The following is an 18,242-nucleotide window of genomic DNA, read 5'->3' as shown; positions in this document are numbered from 1 at the left end:
GGCGTTGACCGCAGCGCAGTTTGAAGCTTTTTCGAAGCAGGTCCCGCTGCTTTACTTCATTCTCGCCACCAACATGATCTCGCTGTCCTGGACGCACCAGGGTGCTGCCCCCGACTATCTTGTCGTCTATCTGCCGGCAGTTTTGACGACCCTGTTCACGCTGAGATCCCTTATCTGGCTGCGCGGGCGCAAGCGCCAGCGGACACCGGAAGAGGCCTATCGTCAGCTCAAGGCCACCAATATCCTGTCTTTCCCGATCGCGGTCGTCTGCGTGGCCTGGTCGATCTCGCTGTTGCCCTATGGCGACGCTTACCAGAAGGCGCACGTCGCCTTCTTCATGGCCATCACCGTTATCGGCTGCATCTTCTGCCTGATGCATCTGCGTTCCGCAGCGCTGATCGTCACGGTTACCGTCAATCTGCCCTTCTTCGTGGTGATGTGCCTGAGCGGAGAACCGACCTTCATCGCGACCGGCGTGAACGTCATTCTCGTGACGATGGCGATGATCATGATCCTGATCTCGCATTATCGCGACTTCCGCCAGCTCCACGAGTCCCGCAACGTCCTGATGCTGCAGCAGCAGGCACTGCAGGAACAGAACAAGGCGATGCAGGCGCTCTCGGATGAAAACCTGCGGCTTGCGAACCTTGACAGCCTTACGCTGCTTGCCAATCGCCGCAGCTTCTTCCAGATGCTGGAACTGGCCTTCAATCGGGCAAGCACCACCAGCGGCAAGCTCGCGGTGGGCGTCATCGACCTCGACGGCTTCAAGCCGGTCAACGATCTCTACGGCCACTCGGCCGGTGACAAGGTTCTGATCGAGATCAGCAATCGCCTTTCAACAATGGCGGATGAGCGTCTTTCCGTTTACCGCCTGGGCGGCGACGAATTCGGCCTGCTGTTCCAGGGCGACGTCGCCGAAAGCGGTGTCATGTCGCTGGGCGAAAAGGTGTGCGAGATGATTGCCGAGCGCATCAATATCGGCAGCGGCATGGTGCAGGTCACCGGTTCCGTCGGTTTCGCCCTCTACCCCGATGTCGGCCATACGGGCCAGGAGATCTACGAACTGGCAGACTACGCGCTTTATACGGCCAAGCGACGTCACCGTGCCGGAACGGTGATCTTCAACGCCGTCCAGGCGAACGAACTCAACCGACAGAAGGTCGTAGAAGAGGCACTTGTTGCGGCAGATCTCGAGAAAGAATTGTCACTCGTTTTCCAGCCCATCACCTGCGTCGACCGACGTATCTGCATCGGCTTCGAGGCACTCGCTCGCTGGGAAAGTTCGCGCATAGGACAGGTATCGCCGGCCGAATTCATCCCCGTTGCCGAGCATAACGGTCGTATAACGCTGATGACCCGTATGCTGCTGGAACGCGCCTTGAAGACCGCGTCCCTGTGGCCACAGGATATCTACCTCTCCTTCAATCTGTCTCCGCACGATCTGGCATCGCCGGAAAACACGCTGAAAATCGTCTCGATCGTCTTGAAGAGCGGCTTCGATCCGCGCCGGATCAATTTCGAGATCACTGAAACCGCCGTCATGCACGACTTCGAGCAGGCGAGCGCCTCGATCCAAATGCTGCGCGAACTGGGCGCCGGCATCTCGCTCGACGACTTCGGCACCGGCTATTCGAGCTTGAACCACGTCCACAAGCTGCCGCTGACCAAGATCAAGATCGATGGCAGCTTCGTGCGCAACATCCATACGCGCAAGACGAGCTTCAATATCGTCAAATCCGTTCTGGCACTCTGCAGCGAGATGGAGCTTGAGGCGATCGTTGAAGGCGTCGAAACGGAAGAAGAGCTTCGCATCCTTGAAAATCTCGGCGTACGCGCGGTTCAGGGCTACTATTTCGGCAAACCGATGGCCGCAGAAGAAACCCTGAAGCGTCTCGCGCTGCAGGATGCCCAGGCCCTCGCTTCCTGAGGATCAGCCTTTCATTGCAAGCATCCGTACCTTCAGCGCGCGCACGGTTTCAGCATCCGTGCGCCGCGTCGTCTCGGGGGAAAAACCGAGTTCGGCAAGCCTGCTCTCGCTCCGGGCCACCTGACTGCAGGAAGCATGAACTTCACGAATTCCGGGGATCGCCAGCAGGCGCGCGACATTCTCCGGCCGCACGCCACCACCGGGCATGATGGTGATGCGCCCAGCGCTGCGGCGTGCAAGCCGCGCCAGCGTTTCGAGCCCCTCTTCCGCATGGCGGGCACCACCCGATGTCAGAATGCGGGAAAAGCCGAGCGCGATGGCAAGATCGAGTGCCGCGTCCATATCCCCGACGACATCGATTGCACGGTGCAAGGTGAGGTCCAGCCCCGCAGCCGCTCCGACAAGCCGACGGATGATATCGGCATCAAGCGTCGATTGCGTGGTCGTTGCTCCAATCACCACTCCCGCAAGCCCCGCTTCCCGGGCAGCGGCGATATCGGTCTCCATTGCCGCGATTTCGGCTTCGGAATAGACGAAGTCTCCGGCGCGCGGGCGGATCAGCGCATGGACAGGAATGGATGCCTTGGCCGCGACAGCCATGAAGCCGCGCGAGGGCGTCAAGCCACCGGCGCCGAGAGCGGAGCAAAGTTCGATGCGATCGGCACCGCCCGCAATCGCGGCATCGAGGCCGGCGACGTCGTCAACGCAGATTTCGAGCAGTGGCTCGCTAGCTTTGCTGGCAGACTTTGCGACCACCTGATCCTCACCCTTTTGCATTCGACTTCGGCTTTCGATCCAAAAGCCACAGCAGGCACACGCCCGAACAGCCGGCGATCGAGGCAATGATCGCCGTACCCGCATAGTCGCTGATGCTGGTGCCGAGCGCAAACATCAGCGAGGCCATTCCACCGCTTAAGAAAATGTTGACCGCAATCAGCGAACTGCCGAGACCGGCGCGGTCGGCGATCAGGTTCTGCAGATAGGTGATCGGGATCGCGATGATGCCGGCCGCTCCGAGACCCGCGACCAATGTCAAGAGATAGACATCCATGGGTCGGTCGGCGAGGCCGAGGAAGACGAGATAGCTGCAATAGATCAGCGCGGCCGTGACCATAGCGAAGAGGATGGAGGTTCTGGCTTCGACCCATCCCCAGAAGAGGATGAAGATGATCTCGAGAAAGGCCACGATCCCCACGATCACGCCGACATCGGCCGGTGTTCCGCCGGCCTTGCCGGTCACGATCAGCGGAAGGACGGTGCCATTGGCATGAAGCATGGCCGAGATCAGCGAAATCGCCAGAAGTCTTGGCAGGACGCTTGCCGAGCCGATCTGGCGGATGGAGCGGAAGAAGGAATAGTGCTGCCGTTCCCCGTCCTGCACCGGCGGCAGACGATCGAGCCCGAAGACGAACAGCAGAAGACAGACGAGGCAGGCAAGGCTCGCCAGCAGGAAGGCCGGCAGCATGCTCGGCTGGCCGACGAGCAGTGCCCCGACAATGCCGGGCACCAGGACCCAGGAGGCGGAGAGAATGGCACGGACGGCGGAATTCACCGCCATCAGTTCGCGCACGGCCATGCCCGAGGAAACCGCACGGATATTGGCGAAGATCAGCGAATTGATCGTTCCGAAAACCGGGATCAACACCAGCGTCGCGATCGCAAACATGATAGGTGTCGGCACCACATAGACGAGCCCGAAGCCGACGATGCCGAAGATCGCCGCCAGGATCATCGGCGAGCGGAAATGTCCGAGCCTATCCGCAATGATGCCAGCGGTGACGCTGGCGCTGACATTCACCACCGCCGCCAGGAAGATCAGCACCGAATAGACGGCGTCCGACAGTCCGAGCTCACGGATGCCGATCAGCGACATATAGGGCGAGGTCGCAGCGCCGGAGAAGCCGAAGAAGAAGATCGCGGCCGCACTGACCCGGATCGGCTTGTGGCGATAGACCACCGAAAAGGAGGACAACATCAAGGGTACAATCGGGTTGGGGATCGTGCCGCCGAAGGGGCGGCACCGACATCAATGTCTCAAAGGAATCGCGTCGAGAAGAAGACCTTTGCCGTATAGCTGAAATCCTTGACGAAGGGATAGCTGGGCTGGTGGCGGCGATGGCTCGGCAGGTTCTCGATGTCCTGGTTGATCACGCCATCCGTCAGCGCCATCAGGTTGGGATTGGCGATCGGCGCAAGCTCGGGCGAGAGATAGCCAGACTTGACGACGAGCAGCCGCACCGTGGTCGGATCGAGGCCAAGCCGGGTGAAATCCGCGATGTTGTGATAGGGCCGGCGCCGCGCAGCGAGCACCAGCGTGATGCCACCGATCCTCACGACCGCCTGCTGTTCGGCAGCCGAGCCCGGATCATCGAGGAAGACGACATCCGCCTCCACCTCGACCGAAGGGCTTGCCGGATCGAGCGAACCGCCGACTGTCAGCGAAACCCGCGCGCCGGCACCCGCTGAGAAACACCGTTCGACGGCGGGTCGGTCGGTAATGCCGGCAATCAGGACATTATCGATCGACCGCGCCAGAAGCGCCTTCAGCACATCCGCCCGATCGCCAACCCCACCACCGGTCGGGTTGTCGCCAGAGTCTGCCAGGATGATCGGCCGTGTCTCGGTACGCTCGGCAATGTCGAGCATGTCCGCAAGCGGTCCCGTAACAGGGCCGAAACGGAAATCCTCGCGCGCGTCCCAATAGGATTGCGCGATGGCAGCCGCGACCTGTTCCGCCGCCGCCTTGTCGACGGCCGTAACGACGGCGCAGGCCGTGCCCCGAGGCTCATCCGCCCAGACATAACCGACCATCAGGTTGGCATCCCAGATACCGGGCACGGCATCATGCTCCGGCAGCTTCAGATAAAGGCTCTTTGCCGGCTCGTCCTCGGTCGAGGTCCGTTCACCGGGCAGGAGAACAGGCACCGGCGCCCAGGCAACGCCCGGCTTCTCGCCGGTCTTCAGCGCCCGCACCAGCATCGACCAGGCCCGAACCATCGTTTCACGCACATCGATATGCGGTGCGGTGCGATACCCGGCGAAGATATCCAGCTGATCGATAATCTTCTGGGTGACATTGCCATGCAGATCGTAGCTTGCCGCAACCGGGACATCGGGCCCGACGACTGCGCGCGCCGCCGAAATCCAGTCGCCCTCGGCATCGTCCATGCCCTCGACATTCATCGCGCCATGCATGGCGAGATAAAGCCCGTCGATCGGCAATGTGGCCTTCAGCCGGTCTAGAAACTCTGCCTTGAACCCTTCATAGGTGGCGCGTGCCAGCGGACCACCGGGAACGGCACGCGCATGCAGCAGCGGCAAATGCTCGACGCCCTCGGCGTCGAGAAAGTCGAAATACTCATGTGCCAGCAAATCCGGCCCGCGCAGCACACGAAAATCCTCCGGCTGCATCAGGACGGGAGACGAGGTCGAGCATTCGGTATGGATACCGCCGACGGCGATGCGGGAACTCATGGTGCTCAGATCCTCAGTAACGGGGGCTCAGGCGGACGATGGCGGCAAAGCGCAGCCAGTCCTTGTTCTCCTTCGGCGTCCAGGCGGCCTCGGCAATGGCCGGAAGCCGCGGGAAGACGAGGTGGTTGAAGTAGTCGCGGGTGAGGAAATGCTCCGACCAGATGCAGGCCTGGACACCCCGCATGCGCGGCGCAAGCTCTGCCGGAAACTCGGCGACTGCCTCATAGGTATAGGTGTGCTTCGGCGGCACGGTCCCGGCCCAGCTGCCACCCGGCTCCTGGAAGGACTCGTCCTGCACCATGTCGAGGTAATAGGCCTGTCCCGGGGTCATCACGACGTCATAGCCCTGCCGCGCCAGTTCCAGCCCGACCTCCGGCTTCTGCCAGGCCATCAGCAGCGTGCCGTCAGGATCAACGCCGCCCCCATGGCTGACTTCATCCCAGCCGGCCAGCTTGCGGCCGCGCTCGGCGAGCATCTTCTGGATTCGCTTCATGAAATAGCTCTGCAGCCCGAAGGTACCGTCGATCCCCTCCTGCTCCATCAGCTTGCGCGCAAGCGGCGAAGCCATCCAGGTATTGGCCGCCACTTCGTCGCCGCCGATATGGATGAGCCTGGACGGGAAAAGCGCAACCATCTCGTCGAAGACCTTGCCCAGCACTTCATAGGTGTATTCGATCGCCGGGTTCAGCGCATTGTTCGGATAGCCCTGCACCGAGCGATAGCTATCCGGTGCTTCCTGCCCATCGACCAGCTCCGGCAGCGCCACCAGCATCGCCGTGCTATGGCCGGGGATGTCGATCTCCGGCACCACCTCGACTTGAAGGGCGGCGGCATGGGCAACGATGTCGCGCACCTCGTCCTGGGCATAGAAACCACCGACCGGCTCGGCGCCATTGCCGAGCTGCGGCAGGAGCGGTTCGTCCGGTCCACGCAACACCCCAATCGTGGTGAGCTGCGGGAAGGCCTTGATTTCCAACCGCCAGGCTTCGTCGTCGGACAAATGCCAGTGGAAGGTGTTCATCCGGAACCAGGCCATGATGTCGATCAGCCGTTTGACGTCAGCGACCGGGTAGAACTGGCGGGAGACATCGAGATGGCAACCGCGCCAGCCGTAACGCGGCTTGTCGGTGATCATGCCCGACACCGGAAAGCGGAAGGTACCCGGCTGCGTGCGGGCGCCATGCAGCATCTGGGCAAGCAGGGTGAGCGCATATTGCAGCCCGGCGACATCGCCATAGGTCAGCGTGATGCCGTCAGCGGCAAAGGTGAGCGTGTAAGCGGAAGCGCCCAGCGTCTCGTCATGACGAAAGGTGATCGAACGTCCCTGATGCACAGGCGCAAGCGACAGAGGCGCATGACCAGCGGAAAACAGGCGGCAGAAGAGCCGCAACACGTTTTCGACTTCCCGCAGCTCGACGAGAGAAGAACCGCTGGCCGGATAGAGCGCGACCGGGAAGCCGTCGCCCGCCACAAGCTCGGCGGAGACCGGCCAGGGCAGCATCGCGAAAGGCTGCGTGACCTGCCCCTCCGGCAGAAGCGGCGGCGGCGGCGCGCTGTCACCACCCCCGAGCATCAGGTCGGCCACCGCAACGGCCGCATGTTGACCGGTCGAGAGCGTGATATAGGCGGACTTCGCCCCATCCGTCCGGTGCTTGGCCGCGCGCCAGAGACCACCGACGCGGAAGGTCCAGGAGGCGCCGGGTTCGAGGACAAAGCCCGCCGGTGGCGCGAACTGGTGGAAATTGGCATTGCGCTTCAGGAAGACGGCATTCTCAAGGATCGGCTCCTGCGTATCCTTGACGCGGGTGAGCGACGTGTAGGCAAGCTTGAAATCGGCAAGCGCCACATCGGAGAGATTGACCAGCGTGAAGACGAAGGCGCCGCAGCCGTCGCCCTCCACCGGATGCCACGCGTTTTCGAGACGGAACTGAACGGCTGTTGCCATGCGGAATGCTCCTGGCTTTTTGGTATCAATAATTGTCGGATTGCGAGAAGGTTCGGGCGAGCTCGGCCTGACCGGCCGTCAGCCCGCAATCGACGGGCAGGCAAACGCCTGTAATGGCCGCCGCCTGATCGCTGGACAGGAAAAACACGGCATTGGCGATGTCCTCAGCCGTCGCGATCCGGCGCAGAGCATACCAGCGCTTGGCCTCTTCGAAGACAGCAGGATTGGCAGCAGCGCGCGCTTCCCAGGCCTGGGTCCGCACGGTGCCGGGCGCAACCGCATTGGAGCGGATGCCGTATTTCCCGTATTCGACGGCAATCAGCTTGGTGAGGTGAATAAGGCCGGCCTTCGCAGCGCTGTAGGCTGGATGACCGAAGACGGCCATGCCGTTGACCGAGGAAATGTTGACGAGCGCGCCCTTGGCTTCTTTCAGTGCCTCTTCGAACGCGCGGAAGCATAGGAAGGGCGCTTCGAGATTGAGCGCATTGTCCTTGCGCCAGATCTCGCCATCGGTATCCCCGAGGCTGACGGCCCGCGCGGCACCGGCATTGTTGACGAGCGTATGGACGAGGCCGAGCGTGGAAACGCGTGCAGCAGTTTCGGCGAGATCCTTCTCATCCGTCACGTCACAGACCAGCGAGGCGAAGCGCACATCGTCATCGAGCTCGACCATCGCCTTGCCCAGCGCCTGGCAATCCATATCGAGCAGGACGACGAGGTCATGGCTGTCGGCAAGACGCCTGGCGATCGCCCGCCCGATATCGCCGGCAGCACCGGTCACGACGGCAACCTTATGCGTCACGGCGGATCTCCGACAAGGATGCGGGCATGGTATCAGTCTCCGAGAAGTTGCCGGTCGTCTCCGCCATCGCGGTGTTCGACCAGCTGTTGCTTGATGTGGCGCAGCGTCACCTGCGACTGCTTGCGATTGCGATAGGCAACCAGGCTCGCGATCACGTCGACGACCGCGAGATAGGCAAAACGTGTCGAGGTCGGCCGGAAGATGTTTTCGCCTTCCGGCAGATCGATGCCGATGACGAGTTCGGACGCCTCGGCAACGAGGCTCTGGCTCTGGGTGAGCGCGATCGTGGTGATGCCGTTCTCGCGGGCGAGCTTGAAGCATTTGACCAGCTCGGCATTGCGCCCCGAAAACGACGAACCGATCAGAACGTCGTTCGAGCGTGCGGCGGCCGTCAGCATCAGCTGCATGTTGTGGTCGGCAGAGGCCGTGACCCGCGAGCCCAGACGAAAGAGGCGGTTCTGGATCTCGCCCGCAATCATCGAGGAATTGCCGCCGGAGCCGAAGGCATAGACCATCTCGGCGCGCGCCAGCCGGTCGGCAACCTTGTCCAGCACCGCGGGATCGAGTGCCCGATGCACCATGAACATGGCGTTCTGAGCCTTGGTGATCACATCACTCGCGACGTCGGCGGGCTCGGTACTCTGGGCCTCCGGATTGAGATAGCGGACGCCGACATAGGCCGTGCGGGCGAGATTGACCTTGAAGTCGGCAAAGCTGTTGCATCCGAGACGACGGCAGAAGCGCGTCACTGTCGGCGGCGAAACCTCCGCCTTCTCGGCAAGCTCGATGATCGAGGCATTGACCGCGAAGTCGAAGGAATTGAGCAGGATATCCGCGATGCGTTGCTCGGAGGCCGAAAACTGCCCTGCCTCTTCCTGAATGCGCGCGAAGATATCCAATGCCCTGCCCTCTCTCTTATTTCGAAGGCTTGAAGGCTACGCAGTCGATCTCGACCTTGCAATCGACCATCATCGAGGCCTGGACGCAGGCGCGCGCTGGCGGGTGCTCGCCGAAATACTGCTGGTAGATCTTGTTGAAGGTCCAGAAATCACGCGGATCATCGAGCCACACGCCGCAGCGCACGACATGCTCGAGCCCGTAGCCCGCCTCTTCCAGAATGGCGATGACATTGGCGATCGTCTTGTGGGTCTGCTCGATAATGCCGCCCGGAATGATCTCGCCATCTTCCATGGCCACCTGACCGGAAACATAGAGCCAGCCATCGGCCTCGACAGCCCGGGCAAACGGCAGCCGCTGCCCACCCGCACCCGCCTTCTCGGCCCCGTAACGCTTGATCGTCATGGACACCTCTCATGCAAATTATTTTCTTCGATCGTTGACAAGCGACCACAAAAAACGGATTTTGACCAGACAAAATCGACATTCATGAAAAGAATTTAAAAACGGGGAAGAAATGCGCGACCCATTCCAGAATCCGTTTCCGGCAACGGACGAAGCCCGCCACGCCATCTGGGAGATGCTCGTCCCCCGCGACATCGATGCCTTCCTCGCCGCCGACTGGGCGATGGTCGCCCATGACTTTGTCGAGGATGGTTTCATCGGCATCAGCGGCAATCGAGAGGACAATCCGGACAAGTGGACGCTCGCCTTCCCCAATCTTGCGGCTTACCGCGATGAATGGCTGAAGCAGGCCAAGGACTTCGCCGGCCAGACCTATGGCGAAGATCCGCGCACCGCGATCTTCACGACGACGACGCTGGAAGAGATCGAGATCTCAGGCGAAACCGCGCTCGTGCGCAAGAAGTTCGACGGCGGCATCAGGAAGGCGGATGGTACGCTCGACGTCATGCGCTGGCAGACGCTCTATTACTGCCGCCTGCACGAAGGCCGCTGGAAAATTTCCGGCTTCACCGGTTATCTGCCCAATCCAATGGGCCAGCGCTAAACCGCCCCCAACCCTTGAGACCTGGAGGTCGGCCTTTGCGCATCTTCACCGCCGCGCTTGCAACGGAAACCAATACTTTCTCCCCGATCTGCATCGACCGGCGAGCCTTCGAGGATTCGCTTTACGCGCCTCCGGGCAAGCATCCCGCGACCCCGACACTCTGCACCGCGCCGATTACGGTCGGCCGCAAGGTCTGCGCCGAGAAGGGCTGGACGCTGATCGAGGGCACGGCGACCTGGGCGGACCCGGCGGGTCTCGTCAATCGGCAGGCCTTTGAGAGCCTTCGTGACGAGATCCTCGATCAGTTGCGCGCTGCACTGCCTGTCGACGCGGTCATACTCGGCCTGCATGGCGCAATGGTCGCAGACGGTTATCTTGACCCGGAAGGCGATCTGCTCGCCCGCATCCGCGAGATCATCGGCCCGGACATCCTTCTCTGCGCCGAACTCGATCCGCACAGCCATCTGACGGCAAAACGCGTCGCCGCCGCCGATTTCTTTGTCGTCTTCAAGGAATTCCCGCATACGGATTTCGTGGATCGGGCCGAAGATCTCTGGCGGATCGCTGTCGACACGCTGGAAGGCAGGGTCAAGCCGGTCATGTCGGTCTTCGACTGCCGGATGATCGATGTCTTTCCGACATCGCGCGAACCCATGCGCAGCTTTGTTGACAGACTTATGGCCATCGAGGAGACGGATCCGGAAGTTCTGTCGCTCTCCGTAATCCATGGTTTCATGGCCGGCGACGTACCTGAAATGGGCACCAAGACAATCGCGGTGACCAACGGCAATGCCGACAAGGGCGCGACGCTGGCGCGCGGTCTTGGCATGGAACTTTTCGCGAAGCGCGGCACCTTCATGATGCCGCAGATCGACGAGAAGGCGGCCCTTGATCAGGCGCTCGCCTACACCAAGGGCCCCGTCGTCATCGCCGACATGTGGGACAATCCCGGCGGCGGTACGGCGGGTGATGCGACCGTGGTCCTGGCGGAAATGCTGGCGCGTGGTGTCACCAACGCCGCCGTCGGCATGATCTGGGATCCGATTGCGGTGCAGATCTGCATGGCAGCCGGGGAAGGCGCGGAAATCCCCCTGCGGTTCGGCGCGAAATCAGCTCCCGGTACCGGTCATCCGATCGATGGCCTGGTGAATGTGGTCAAGGTCGTGCCGAATGCAGAGATGCGCTTCGGCGACAGCATCGCCCCCTTCGGCGATGCCGCCCATATCCGGCTCCAGGGCATCGACATCATCCTGAGCTCGGTCCGTGTCCAGAGCTACGATCCGTCGCTCTTCACGGCACTCGGCATCGATCCGACAGCCAAGCATCTGCTCGTGATCAAGTCGACCAACCACTTCTATGCGGCCTTCTCGCAGATCGCCTCGGAAATCCTCTACTGCGCCGCCGGCACGCCCTATCCCAACAATCCGGCCCAGACCGCCTATCGCCATGTGCGCCGCGACATCTGGCCGATCATGGCCAATCCACATGACACGCCCGAAGGCAGCGAGGCCGCATGATGGAACTCCCCCGCCCCAGGATCGGCCAGTCGATATCAGAACTCTCTACGCCACTGCCACTGATCGACGAGGAGAAGCTCGCCGCGAACATTGCCCGTGTGCAGAGATATATGGACAGCCACGGCCTCGCCTTCCGTCCACATATCAAGACCCACAAGATCCCGGCCATCGCCAGCCAGCAGGTGAAGGCCGGCGCGAAGGGCATCAATTGCCAGAAGATCACCGAGGCCGAAATCTTCGCCACTGCCGGCTTCGAGGACCTCTTGATCACCTTCAACATCCTGGGTTCGGAGAAGCTGGAGCGGCTCGCGGCGCTGAACGCCCGCATCTCCGGCCTGAAGGTCGTTGCCGACAGCGAAACGACGGTGCGCGGCCTCTCTTCGGCCTTCTCTCAGGCCCGACCGCTCACCGTCCTCGTAGAATGCGACACGGGCGGCGGACGCTGCGGCGTTCAGAGCCCGGAGGCGGCGATTGCGCTTGCCGAGACGATCCTTACCGCCCCCGGCCTCACCTTCGGCGGCATCCTCACCTACCCCAAGGCCGATACCGAAGAGGCAGTGCAAGCTTTCTTCGCCGCGACACTCGCCGGCCTCGCGGTCCGTGGCATCCCCTGCCCCATCGTCTCGAATGGCGGCACGCCCAGCCTCTTTTCCGCGCACAAGGTGACCTCAGCGACCGAGCACCGCGCCGGCACCTATGTCTACAACGATCGGGCCATGGCGAGGTCCGGCCACTGCAGCCTAAACGACTGCGCCATGCACATCCTGGCGACCGTCGTCTCTCGCCCGACAGAGGGTCGCGCCATCCTCGACGCCGGCTCCAAGGCCCTAACCTCGGATCTCCTCGGCTTCGCCGACTACGGCATGATCGTCGATTACCCGGATGCGGTCATCTCGGGCCTTTCCGAGGAGCACGGCACGGTCGATCTGTCGAAGGTTCAGGGGCGACGTCCCGAGATCGGCGAGAAGGTCAGGATCATCCCGAACCACACCTGCGTCGTCTCGAACCTCTTCGACGTCATGACCTTCCACCGCGACGGGATTGTCACCCGCTTGCAAGAGGTCGCAGCCCGCGGTTTGGTCTGGTAGTCAGTCCAAGGCAACGGATCTCCTGCCGAAGGCAGACCCATCACGGCTACGCTTTGAAACAGCTATGAAGTCGGCTAGCATGGTAGAATTCTGGCCACCTTGGTAGAATGGAGCAATGCGTCATGAGCCTTAACATCAAGGACCCTGAGGCGCATCGCCTCGCTCAGGCGATCGCCACAGCCACGGGGCAGAGCATGAGCCGTGTTGTCACCGATGCTCTGCGCGAGCGCTATGCGCAACTTGAAAAGCAGAAAGGCAAGGCGTCCGTCGACGAGCTGCTCACGATCGCGAGCCGGGCCGCAACGCATCTCAAGCAGCCCTGCATTGATCACGCCGAGCTGCTCTATGACGAGGATGGCCTGCCGAAATGATTGTCGACACCTCCGCCATGGTTGCGATCTTCTATGGTGAACGGGAGGCTGCCGATTTCACACGACTGATCCATGGCGCGCCCATAACGCGGATCAGCGTGGCAAACTATGTCGAGTTATCCATGGTCATCGAAAAGCAGCTCGGGGCCGAGGGGATGAGGCAGGTCGACGCCTTCTTCCGCCGAGCAGCCATCACCATTGAGCCCGTGACAGTCGAACAGGGCGATCTCGCCCGACAAGCCTTTCTCGATTTCGGCAAGGGCAGGCACAAGGCGGGATTGAACTTTGGCGACTGCTTTGCCTACGCTCTCGCCAGGGATCTTGATGAACCGCTGCTGTTCAAGGGTAAAGACTTCGCGCAGACGGACATTCGCTCGGCGGCATGATGCTGCCAATCCTCAGATGCTTTCTCTCGAAGCGGAAGGGCAATCATGAAGGAAAACATACCGGTCTCAGCTCCGCCCAGACTACGCGGCGGCTGCATGTGCGGCGCCGTAACCTACGAGGTTACGGATCGCTTTCTCTACGCGATCAACTGTCACTGCTCGAAGTGCCGCCGCACCACCGGAGCGGCCTTCAAGCCGATCGCCGGTGCCTCGGTCGAGGATTTTGCGATCACCGCAGGCGCAGACGCGATGTTCCGCCACGGAGACCCTGAAGGCATCCATGACATGCACTGCCGCACCTGCGGCTCCCTCGTCTACTCCTGGATCGCCGAGAATGGCAGCGTGAAAGTCCATGTGCCCATGGGAACGCTTATCGACCCACCCTCAACCAAGCCCTCGATGCACATCTTCGTCGGATCGAAAGCGCCATGGTACGAGATCCTCGACGACCGCCCGCAATTCGACGGCTTTCCGGACTGACAGCGAGCAGCAAGCCCTTAAACGAAAAAAGGTCCGCCCGAAGGCGGACCAGGGGATTGGCCTTTGGCATGGCCGGGAGGAGCTTTATTTGACGGCCGTAACGGAGGCAGGCAAATCGAGGGTGCGCCAGTCGATGCGCCGTTCCAGCGCCTGACCGTTGGCGTCGAAGAGGTGGCAATCGGCCGCCATGATGCCGGTGACCATCGGCTGTTCGACACGGATCGGAGCCGAGCCCGGCAGGAGCGCGCAGTAACCCTCCCCGTTCGGCAGTGAGGCATAGGCAATCGTATTGATTCCGAGACGCTCGATCACGGCAGGCGTGACCATGATGTTGAGATCGCCGTCGCCGAGGCGCGTGTGTTCGGGACGAATGCCGAGCGTCAGTGTCTGGCCAACCAGATCCGGACGCGCATCGACCGGGATCAGCGCCGTCTGGCCCTCATAGGAAATCGTCACGCCGATAGCATCGACGCCGACGCAAGTGACCGGAACGAAGTTCATCTTGGGATTGCCGATGAAGCCTGCGACAAAGGTATTCTGCGGCTTGTGGTAGAGCTCGAGCGGCGCGCCCACCTGGGCGATGTTGCCGGCATTCAGAACCACGATCCGGTCGGCCATGGTCATGGCCTCGATCTGGTCATGAGTGACGTAGATCATCGTCGCTTCGAGGTCGCGATGCAGCTTGGTAAGCTCGATGCGCATGTCGGCGCGCAATGCCGCGTCGAGGTTGGACAGCGGCTCGTCGAACAGGAAGATCTTCGGTTCGCGCACGATGGCGCGGCCGATCGCGACGCGCTGGCGCTGGCCGCCGGAAAGCTGGCCCGGACGCTGCTGCAGGCGTTGATCGAGTTGCAGGATCTTGGCGACGGCGCCCACCTTCTCGCGGATCTGCTCTTCGGAGAGTTTCTCGACGCGCAGCGGAAAGGCGATGTTCTCGAAGACCGACATATGCGGATAAAGCGCGTAGGACTGAAAGACCATGGCGATGCCACGCTCGACGGGCGGCTTGTCGTTGACCCGTTCGCCGTCAATGACGATATCACCATCGGTCGTGTCATCGAGGCCCGCGATCATGCGCAACAGCGTGGACTTGCCGCAGCCCGAGGGACCGACGAAAACGACGAACTCGCCGTCCTTGACCTCGAGATCGACACCCTTGATGACCTCGAAATGTCCGTACGACTTGCGCACCTTTTTCAGAAATAGCTGACCCACGACCCTCAGTCTCCATTGCCGACCTCAACAGTCGGCCAAACCCGCTTGATGAAATCCGCGGGCCGAAACCGGCCCGCGGAGCCTCGGTTGCCCGAGATTACTTGTACTGCTCGAGTTCGCCGGCAGCCTTCTTCAGGGCGTCGGCAGGTTCGGCCTTGCCGGTGACGACAGACTGAACCATCTCGATCATGACGTTCTGGAAGCCCTTGTAGTCGGTGAACAGGGGCTCCGGACCGCCGTAGGCGATGCCGTCGATGAACGGCTTCCAGAAGGGCTCGTTGGCGACGAACTGGTCGACTACGGCGCCCGGACGAAGCGGCGTGAGGCCAGCGCCTCCCTGCAGCTCGTATTCGTGCTGGATGTCGGTGGACGTGATGTACTTAGCGAATTCGGTCGCCTTTTCCTCGACGCCCGAACCCTTGAAGATGGCAAGGCTGTCGGTGATCAGCAGCGTGCCTTCACCCTTTGCGGACGGGCCCTTCGGCAGCGGGGCAACACCCCAGTTGACCTTGGTGTCCTTCAGTCGATAGGCGGCGCCCGAACCGGCCTGGATCATGCCGACCTTGCCGTCGAGGAAGATGGCGCGGATTTCGTTCTGCTCGTAGGCGGTCGCACCTTCGACGGAGTAAGGCGTGATGTCTTTGTAGGCCTGCAGGGCGGCCAGAACTTCCGGGCTGTCGATGACGATCTTGTCGCCGTCGATGACCTTGCCGTTGTTGGTGTAAACCCAGTGCATGAACTGGTGCATGGTGTTGTCGAAGGTCTTGGCAGGCAGACCGTAACCGGCGGTACCGGTCTTTTCCTTGATCTGCTTGGCAAAGGCGATCTCTTCTTCCCAGGTCTTCGGCGGTGTCTCCGGGTCGAGGCCAGCAGCCTTGAACAGGTCCTTGTTCCAGTAGAGCGCCTTCGTCGAAAACGCGATCGGAACGCCCCACTGCGTGTCCTCGAAGGTCACGGTATCGACGATGTTCGGATAGTAGGAAGCCTTTTCCTCGTCCGTCATCGGAACCGCAACGATGAGGTCGTTCTGGGCGAATTCCTTCAGCGTGCGCGAGCCGACATATGCCATGGCGACGGGCGTGCCGGCAACGGCAAGCGTGGTGGCCTTGTCCTGGCACTGTTCCCAGCCGACGACTTCGGGCTTCACCTTCCAGCCGGCATTCTTGCCTTCCCATTCGGCGATGTACTTTTCGTGGATCGGATCGATCTTGTCGCCGCAATAGATCCAGCTGATCTCCTGGTCAGCAGCCAGCGTGGTGAGCGCCGAGCTTGCGAGCAGGGCGAATGAGCCTGCGAGCATGGTCAGTTTTCTTGTCATCGGTAGTTCCCCTTTGTTGACAGGTTGAAAGCGTCCGGTTGGCCCGAATTTTGGTTGGCAGCCCTTACTTGACCGCGCCGGCGGTCAGTCCGCTGACGAGGTAGCGCTGCAGGAAGAAGATCACGATCATCGCCGGAGTAATGCCGACGAAGCTTGCCGCCATCAGCTCGTTCCAGATGACCTCCTGGCGACCGAAATAGGCAAACAGCCCGATCGGCAGCGGCATGTATTCGGTCTTGGAATTGAAGGTGAGGGCGAAGATGAACTGCTGGGCATAAGCGCCGATGAAGGTCGTGATGGCGACCACGGCGATGCCGGGCGTAGCGAGCGGCAGGATGACCCGGCGGAAGGTATAGAAGTAGCCGGCACCATCGACATAGGCCGCCTCTTCCAGCTCGCGAGGGATGCGCATCATGTAGGTGCGCAACAGCCAGATCGCCGAGGGAATGAGGAAGGCAACGCCCGGTACGATCATTGCAAAATAGGTATTGAGCACGCCCATCGAGCGCATGAGGCGGAAGAGCGGGATGAGCAGTACGGCGCCCGAGAACATATTGACCGCGAGAAAGGCACCGAGCAGCTGTCCCCGACCGCGAAACTCGAAGCGCGCAAAAGCATAGGATGCCGGCACCACGAGCAGCAGGACGACCAGGGTCGCGATGGTCGAGATCAGGAAGGAGTTGAAGATGTAGCGCGCAAAGCCCGGAACGCTGTCCCACATGGTGATGTAGGCATCGAACGAGCCGTTTTCCGGCCAGAAGCGATAGGGCGAGGAGAAGAGCTGGCTGAGCGGCTTCAGCGACACCAGGAAGCCTTCGACAAAGGGCGCGAGAACGAAGGTGAGGAACACCGCGATCCCGGCATAGATGCCAACCAGCTCGTACCAGCGATAACGGTTGATCATGGCTGTCTTGTCGTAGCTCATCGGGCAGGCTCCTGCGAGAGACGGCTGGTCACGCGGAAATAGGCAACACAGAAGATCGAGAGGAAGATGCAGATGAGCACCGCACGGGCAGCGCCCTCGCCGTATTTCTTCGAGCCGATCGCGGTGTGATAGGTGTCGATGATCATCGTCGTGGTCTCGCCGCTCGGGCCGCCGCGCGTCAGGATCCAGATGATGTCGAAGGAGTTGAAGGTCGCGATCAGAGACAGCATCGACATGGTGATCATGGCGGGCAGGATCAGCGGCAGGGTGATGCGGCGGAAGCGGTAGAAGCGACCGGCGCCATCCGTCCAGGCGGCCTCATAAAGATCCTGCGGAATCGCCTGCATGGCAGCCAGCATGTAGAGCGTCACCATTGGAACGCCGATCCACACATCGGTAAAGATCGTTGCCCAGAAGGCGGTCGACCCATAGGCGAGGAAGGCGACGGGCCCATCGACCACGCCCATGCGCTGCAGGACGCCCGAGATCATGCCGAACTGGCCGTTATACATCCAGCCCCACATGAAGATGCCAATGGCCATCGGCACGATCCAGGGCGGCATGGTCAGAACGCGAAACAGCGTGCGGCCAGGGACTGCGGCATTCAGCATCGCCGCCCCGAAGGTCCCGATGATCATCTTGATGGAGACCGAGAAGAAGGTCCAGATGAAGGTTCTGACGATGACCGTCGCAAAGGTATCGTTGAAGATCTTCTCGTAGTTCGTCCAGCCGACCCAGTTCGTCGTCTTCTTGAGCGACGCGTCGGTGAAGGACAGGATGAAGGTGTCGACCAGCGGATAGGCGACGATGACGGCGATATAGAGAAGGGCCGGCGCGATCAGCAGCCAGGCAAACAGGATAGCGCTGCGGCGAGCTTGCATCCGA

At 61.5% G+C, this 18,242-nt stretch carries 18 protein-coding genes; 7 read left to right on the top strand and 11 right to left on the bottom strand.

Annotated elements, in window-relative coordinates:
* The first annotated feature begins 4 nt into the window (after positions 1–4).
* On the top strand, positions 5–1,930 hold the full coding sequence (locus H6M51_RS04030; protein ID WP_185808608.1) for a bifunctional diguanylate cyclase/phosphodiesterase: 1,926 nt from the start codon (positions 5–7) through the stop codon (positions 1,928–1,930).
* Between the two features lie 3 nt (positions 1,931–1,933).
* On the opposite strand, the gene H6M51_RS04025 is transcribed toward H6M51_RS04030, so the two are convergent.
* The 7 genes from H6M51_RS04025 to H6M51_RS03995 are packed head-to-tail and all read right to left on the bottom strand — an operon-like array spanning position 1,934 to position 9,453.
* Positions 1,934–2,707, bottom strand: coding sequence for a copper homeostasis protein CutC (locus tag H6M51_RS04025; RefSeq protein ID WP_185808607.1), 774 nt, complete (start codon positions 2,705–2,707; stop codon positions 1,934–1,936).
* Positions 2,694–3,905 carry an MFS transporter gene (locus H6M51_RS04020; protein ID WP_185808606.1) on the bottom strand — a complete coding sequence of 404 codons (1,212 nt, stop codon included), beginning with the start codon at positions 3,903–3,905 and terminating at the stop codon, positions 2,694–2,696. Before H6M51_RS04020 ends, H6M51_RS04025 begins: the two co-directional genes overlap by 14 nt.
* Positions 3,906–3,964: 59 nt before the next feature.
* Positions 3,965–5,404: a M81 family metallopeptidase gene (locus H6M51_RS04015; protein WP_185808605.1), complete on the bottom strand. Its 1,440-nt coding sequence runs from the start codon at positions 5,402–5,404 to the stop codon at positions 3,965–3,967.
* Positions 5,405–5,417: 13 nt separating this feature from the next.
* Positions 5,418–7,349, bottom strand: a complete 1,932-nt coding sequence (locus tag H6M51_RS04010) for a beta-N-acetylhexosaminidase (RefSeq protein ID WP_185808604.1) — start codon at positions 7,347–7,349, stop codon at positions 5,418–5,420.
* A gap of 25 nt (positions 7,350–7,374) precedes the next feature.
* Positions 7,375–8,151, bottom strand: coding sequence for an SDR family oxidoreductase (locus H6M51_RS04005; protein ID WP_185808603.1), 777 nt, complete (start codon positions 8,149–8,151; stop codon positions 7,375–7,377).
* A 32-nt stretch (positions 8,152–8,183) separates the two neighbouring features.
* Positions 8,184–9,050, bottom strand: coding sequence for a MurR/RpiR family transcriptional regulator (locus H6M51_RS04000; protein WP_185808602.1), 867 nt, complete (start codon positions 9,048–9,050; stop codon positions 8,184–8,186).
* A 16-nt stretch (positions 9,051–9,066) separates the two neighbouring features.
* Positions 9,067–9,453, bottom strand: a complete 387-nt coding sequence (locus H6M51_RS03995) for a RidA family protein (RefSeq protein ID WP_054147861.1) — start codon at positions 9,451–9,453, stop codon at positions 9,067–9,069.
* A gap of 112 nt (positions 9,454–9,565) precedes the next feature.
* Here H6M51_RS03995 and H6M51_RS03990 point away from each other — a divergent pair, with 112 nt between their 5' ends.
* From H6M51_RS03990 to H6M51_RS03965, 6 genes are all read left to right on the top strand, one after another.
* Complete coding sequence (locus tag H6M51_RS03990) at positions 9,566–10,057, top strand: hypothetical protein (RefSeq protein ID WP_185808601.1); 492 nt, start codon at positions 9,566–9,568, stop codon at positions 10,055–10,057.
* A 35-nt stretch (positions 10,058–10,092) separates the two neighbouring features.
* Positions 10,093–11,574, top strand: coding sequence for a M81 family metallopeptidase (locus H6M51_RS03985; RefSeq protein ID WP_185808600.1), 1,482 nt, complete (start codon positions 10,093–10,095; stop codon positions 11,572–11,574).
* Entirely contained in the window at positions 11,571–12,662 is a 1,092-nt protein-coding gene (locus H6M51_RS03980; RefSeq protein ID WP_185808599.1) for a D-TA family PLP-dependent enzyme, read from the top strand. Before H6M51_RS03985 ends, H6M51_RS03980 begins: the two co-directional genes overlap by 4 nt.
* Before the next feature lie 122 nt (positions 12,663–12,784).
* Positions 12,785–13,033 carry a type II toxin-antitoxin system VapB family antitoxin gene (locus H6M51_RS03975; protein WP_185808598.1) on the top strand — a complete coding sequence of 83 codons (249 nt, stop codon included), beginning with the start codon at positions 12,785–12,787 and terminating at the stop codon, positions 13,031–13,033.
* Positions 13,030–13,419, top strand: coding sequence for a type II toxin-antitoxin system VapC family toxin (locus H6M51_RS03970; RefSeq protein ID WP_185808597.1), 390 nt, complete (start codon positions 13,030–13,032; stop codon positions 13,417–13,419). Before H6M51_RS03975 ends, H6M51_RS03970 begins: the two co-directional genes overlap by 4 nt.
* 45 nt (positions 13,420–13,464) lie before the next feature.
* Entirely contained in the window at positions 13,465–13,899 is a 435-nt protein-coding gene (locus H6M51_RS03965; RefSeq protein WP_246780391.1) for a GFA family protein, read from the top strand.
* Between the two features lie 84 nt (positions 13,900–13,983).
* Here the strand turns inward: H6M51_RS03965 and H6M51_RS03960 are convergent, their stop codons facing one another.
* From H6M51_RS03960 to H6M51_RS03945, 4 genes are all read right to left on the bottom strand, one after another.
* Positions 13,984–15,114: a sn-glycerol-3-phosphate ABC transporter ATP-binding protein UgpC gene (locus tag H6M51_RS03960; protein WP_185808596.1), complete on the bottom strand. Its 1,131-nt coding sequence runs from the start codon at positions 15,112–15,114 to the stop codon at positions 13,984–13,986.
* Between the two features lie 97 nt (positions 15,115–15,211).
* Entirely contained in the window at positions 15,212–16,432 is a 1,221-nt protein-coding gene (locus H6M51_RS03955) for an ABC transporter substrate-binding protein (protein ID WP_185808595.1), read from the bottom strand.
* A gap of 64 nt (positions 16,433–16,496) precedes the next feature.
* On the bottom strand, positions 16,497–17,357 hold the full coding sequence (locus H6M51_RS03950) for a carbohydrate ABC transporter permease (RefSeq protein ID WP_185808594.1): 861 nt from the start codon (positions 17,355–17,357) through the stop codon (positions 16,497–16,499).
* Positions 17,354–18,238 carry a carbohydrate ABC transporter permease gene (locus H6M51_RS03945; protein ID WP_185808593.1) on the bottom strand — a complete coding sequence of 295 codons (885 nt, stop codon included), beginning with the start codon at positions 18,236–18,238 and terminating at the stop codon, positions 17,354–17,356. The genes H6M51_RS03950 and H6M51_RS03945 overlap by 4 nt, the downstream gene beginning before the upstream one ends.
* Positions 18,239–18,242: the final 4 nt, after the last annotated feature.

Source organism: Rhizobium sp. AQ_MP (assembly GCF_014237835.1).
GTDB lineage: Bacteria > Pseudomonadota > Alphaproteobacteria > Rhizobiales > Rhizobiaceae > Allorhizobium.
The sequence above is the reverse complement of the archived record's forward strand: the minus strand, read 5'-3'. Positions and strand labels throughout refer to the sequence as shown.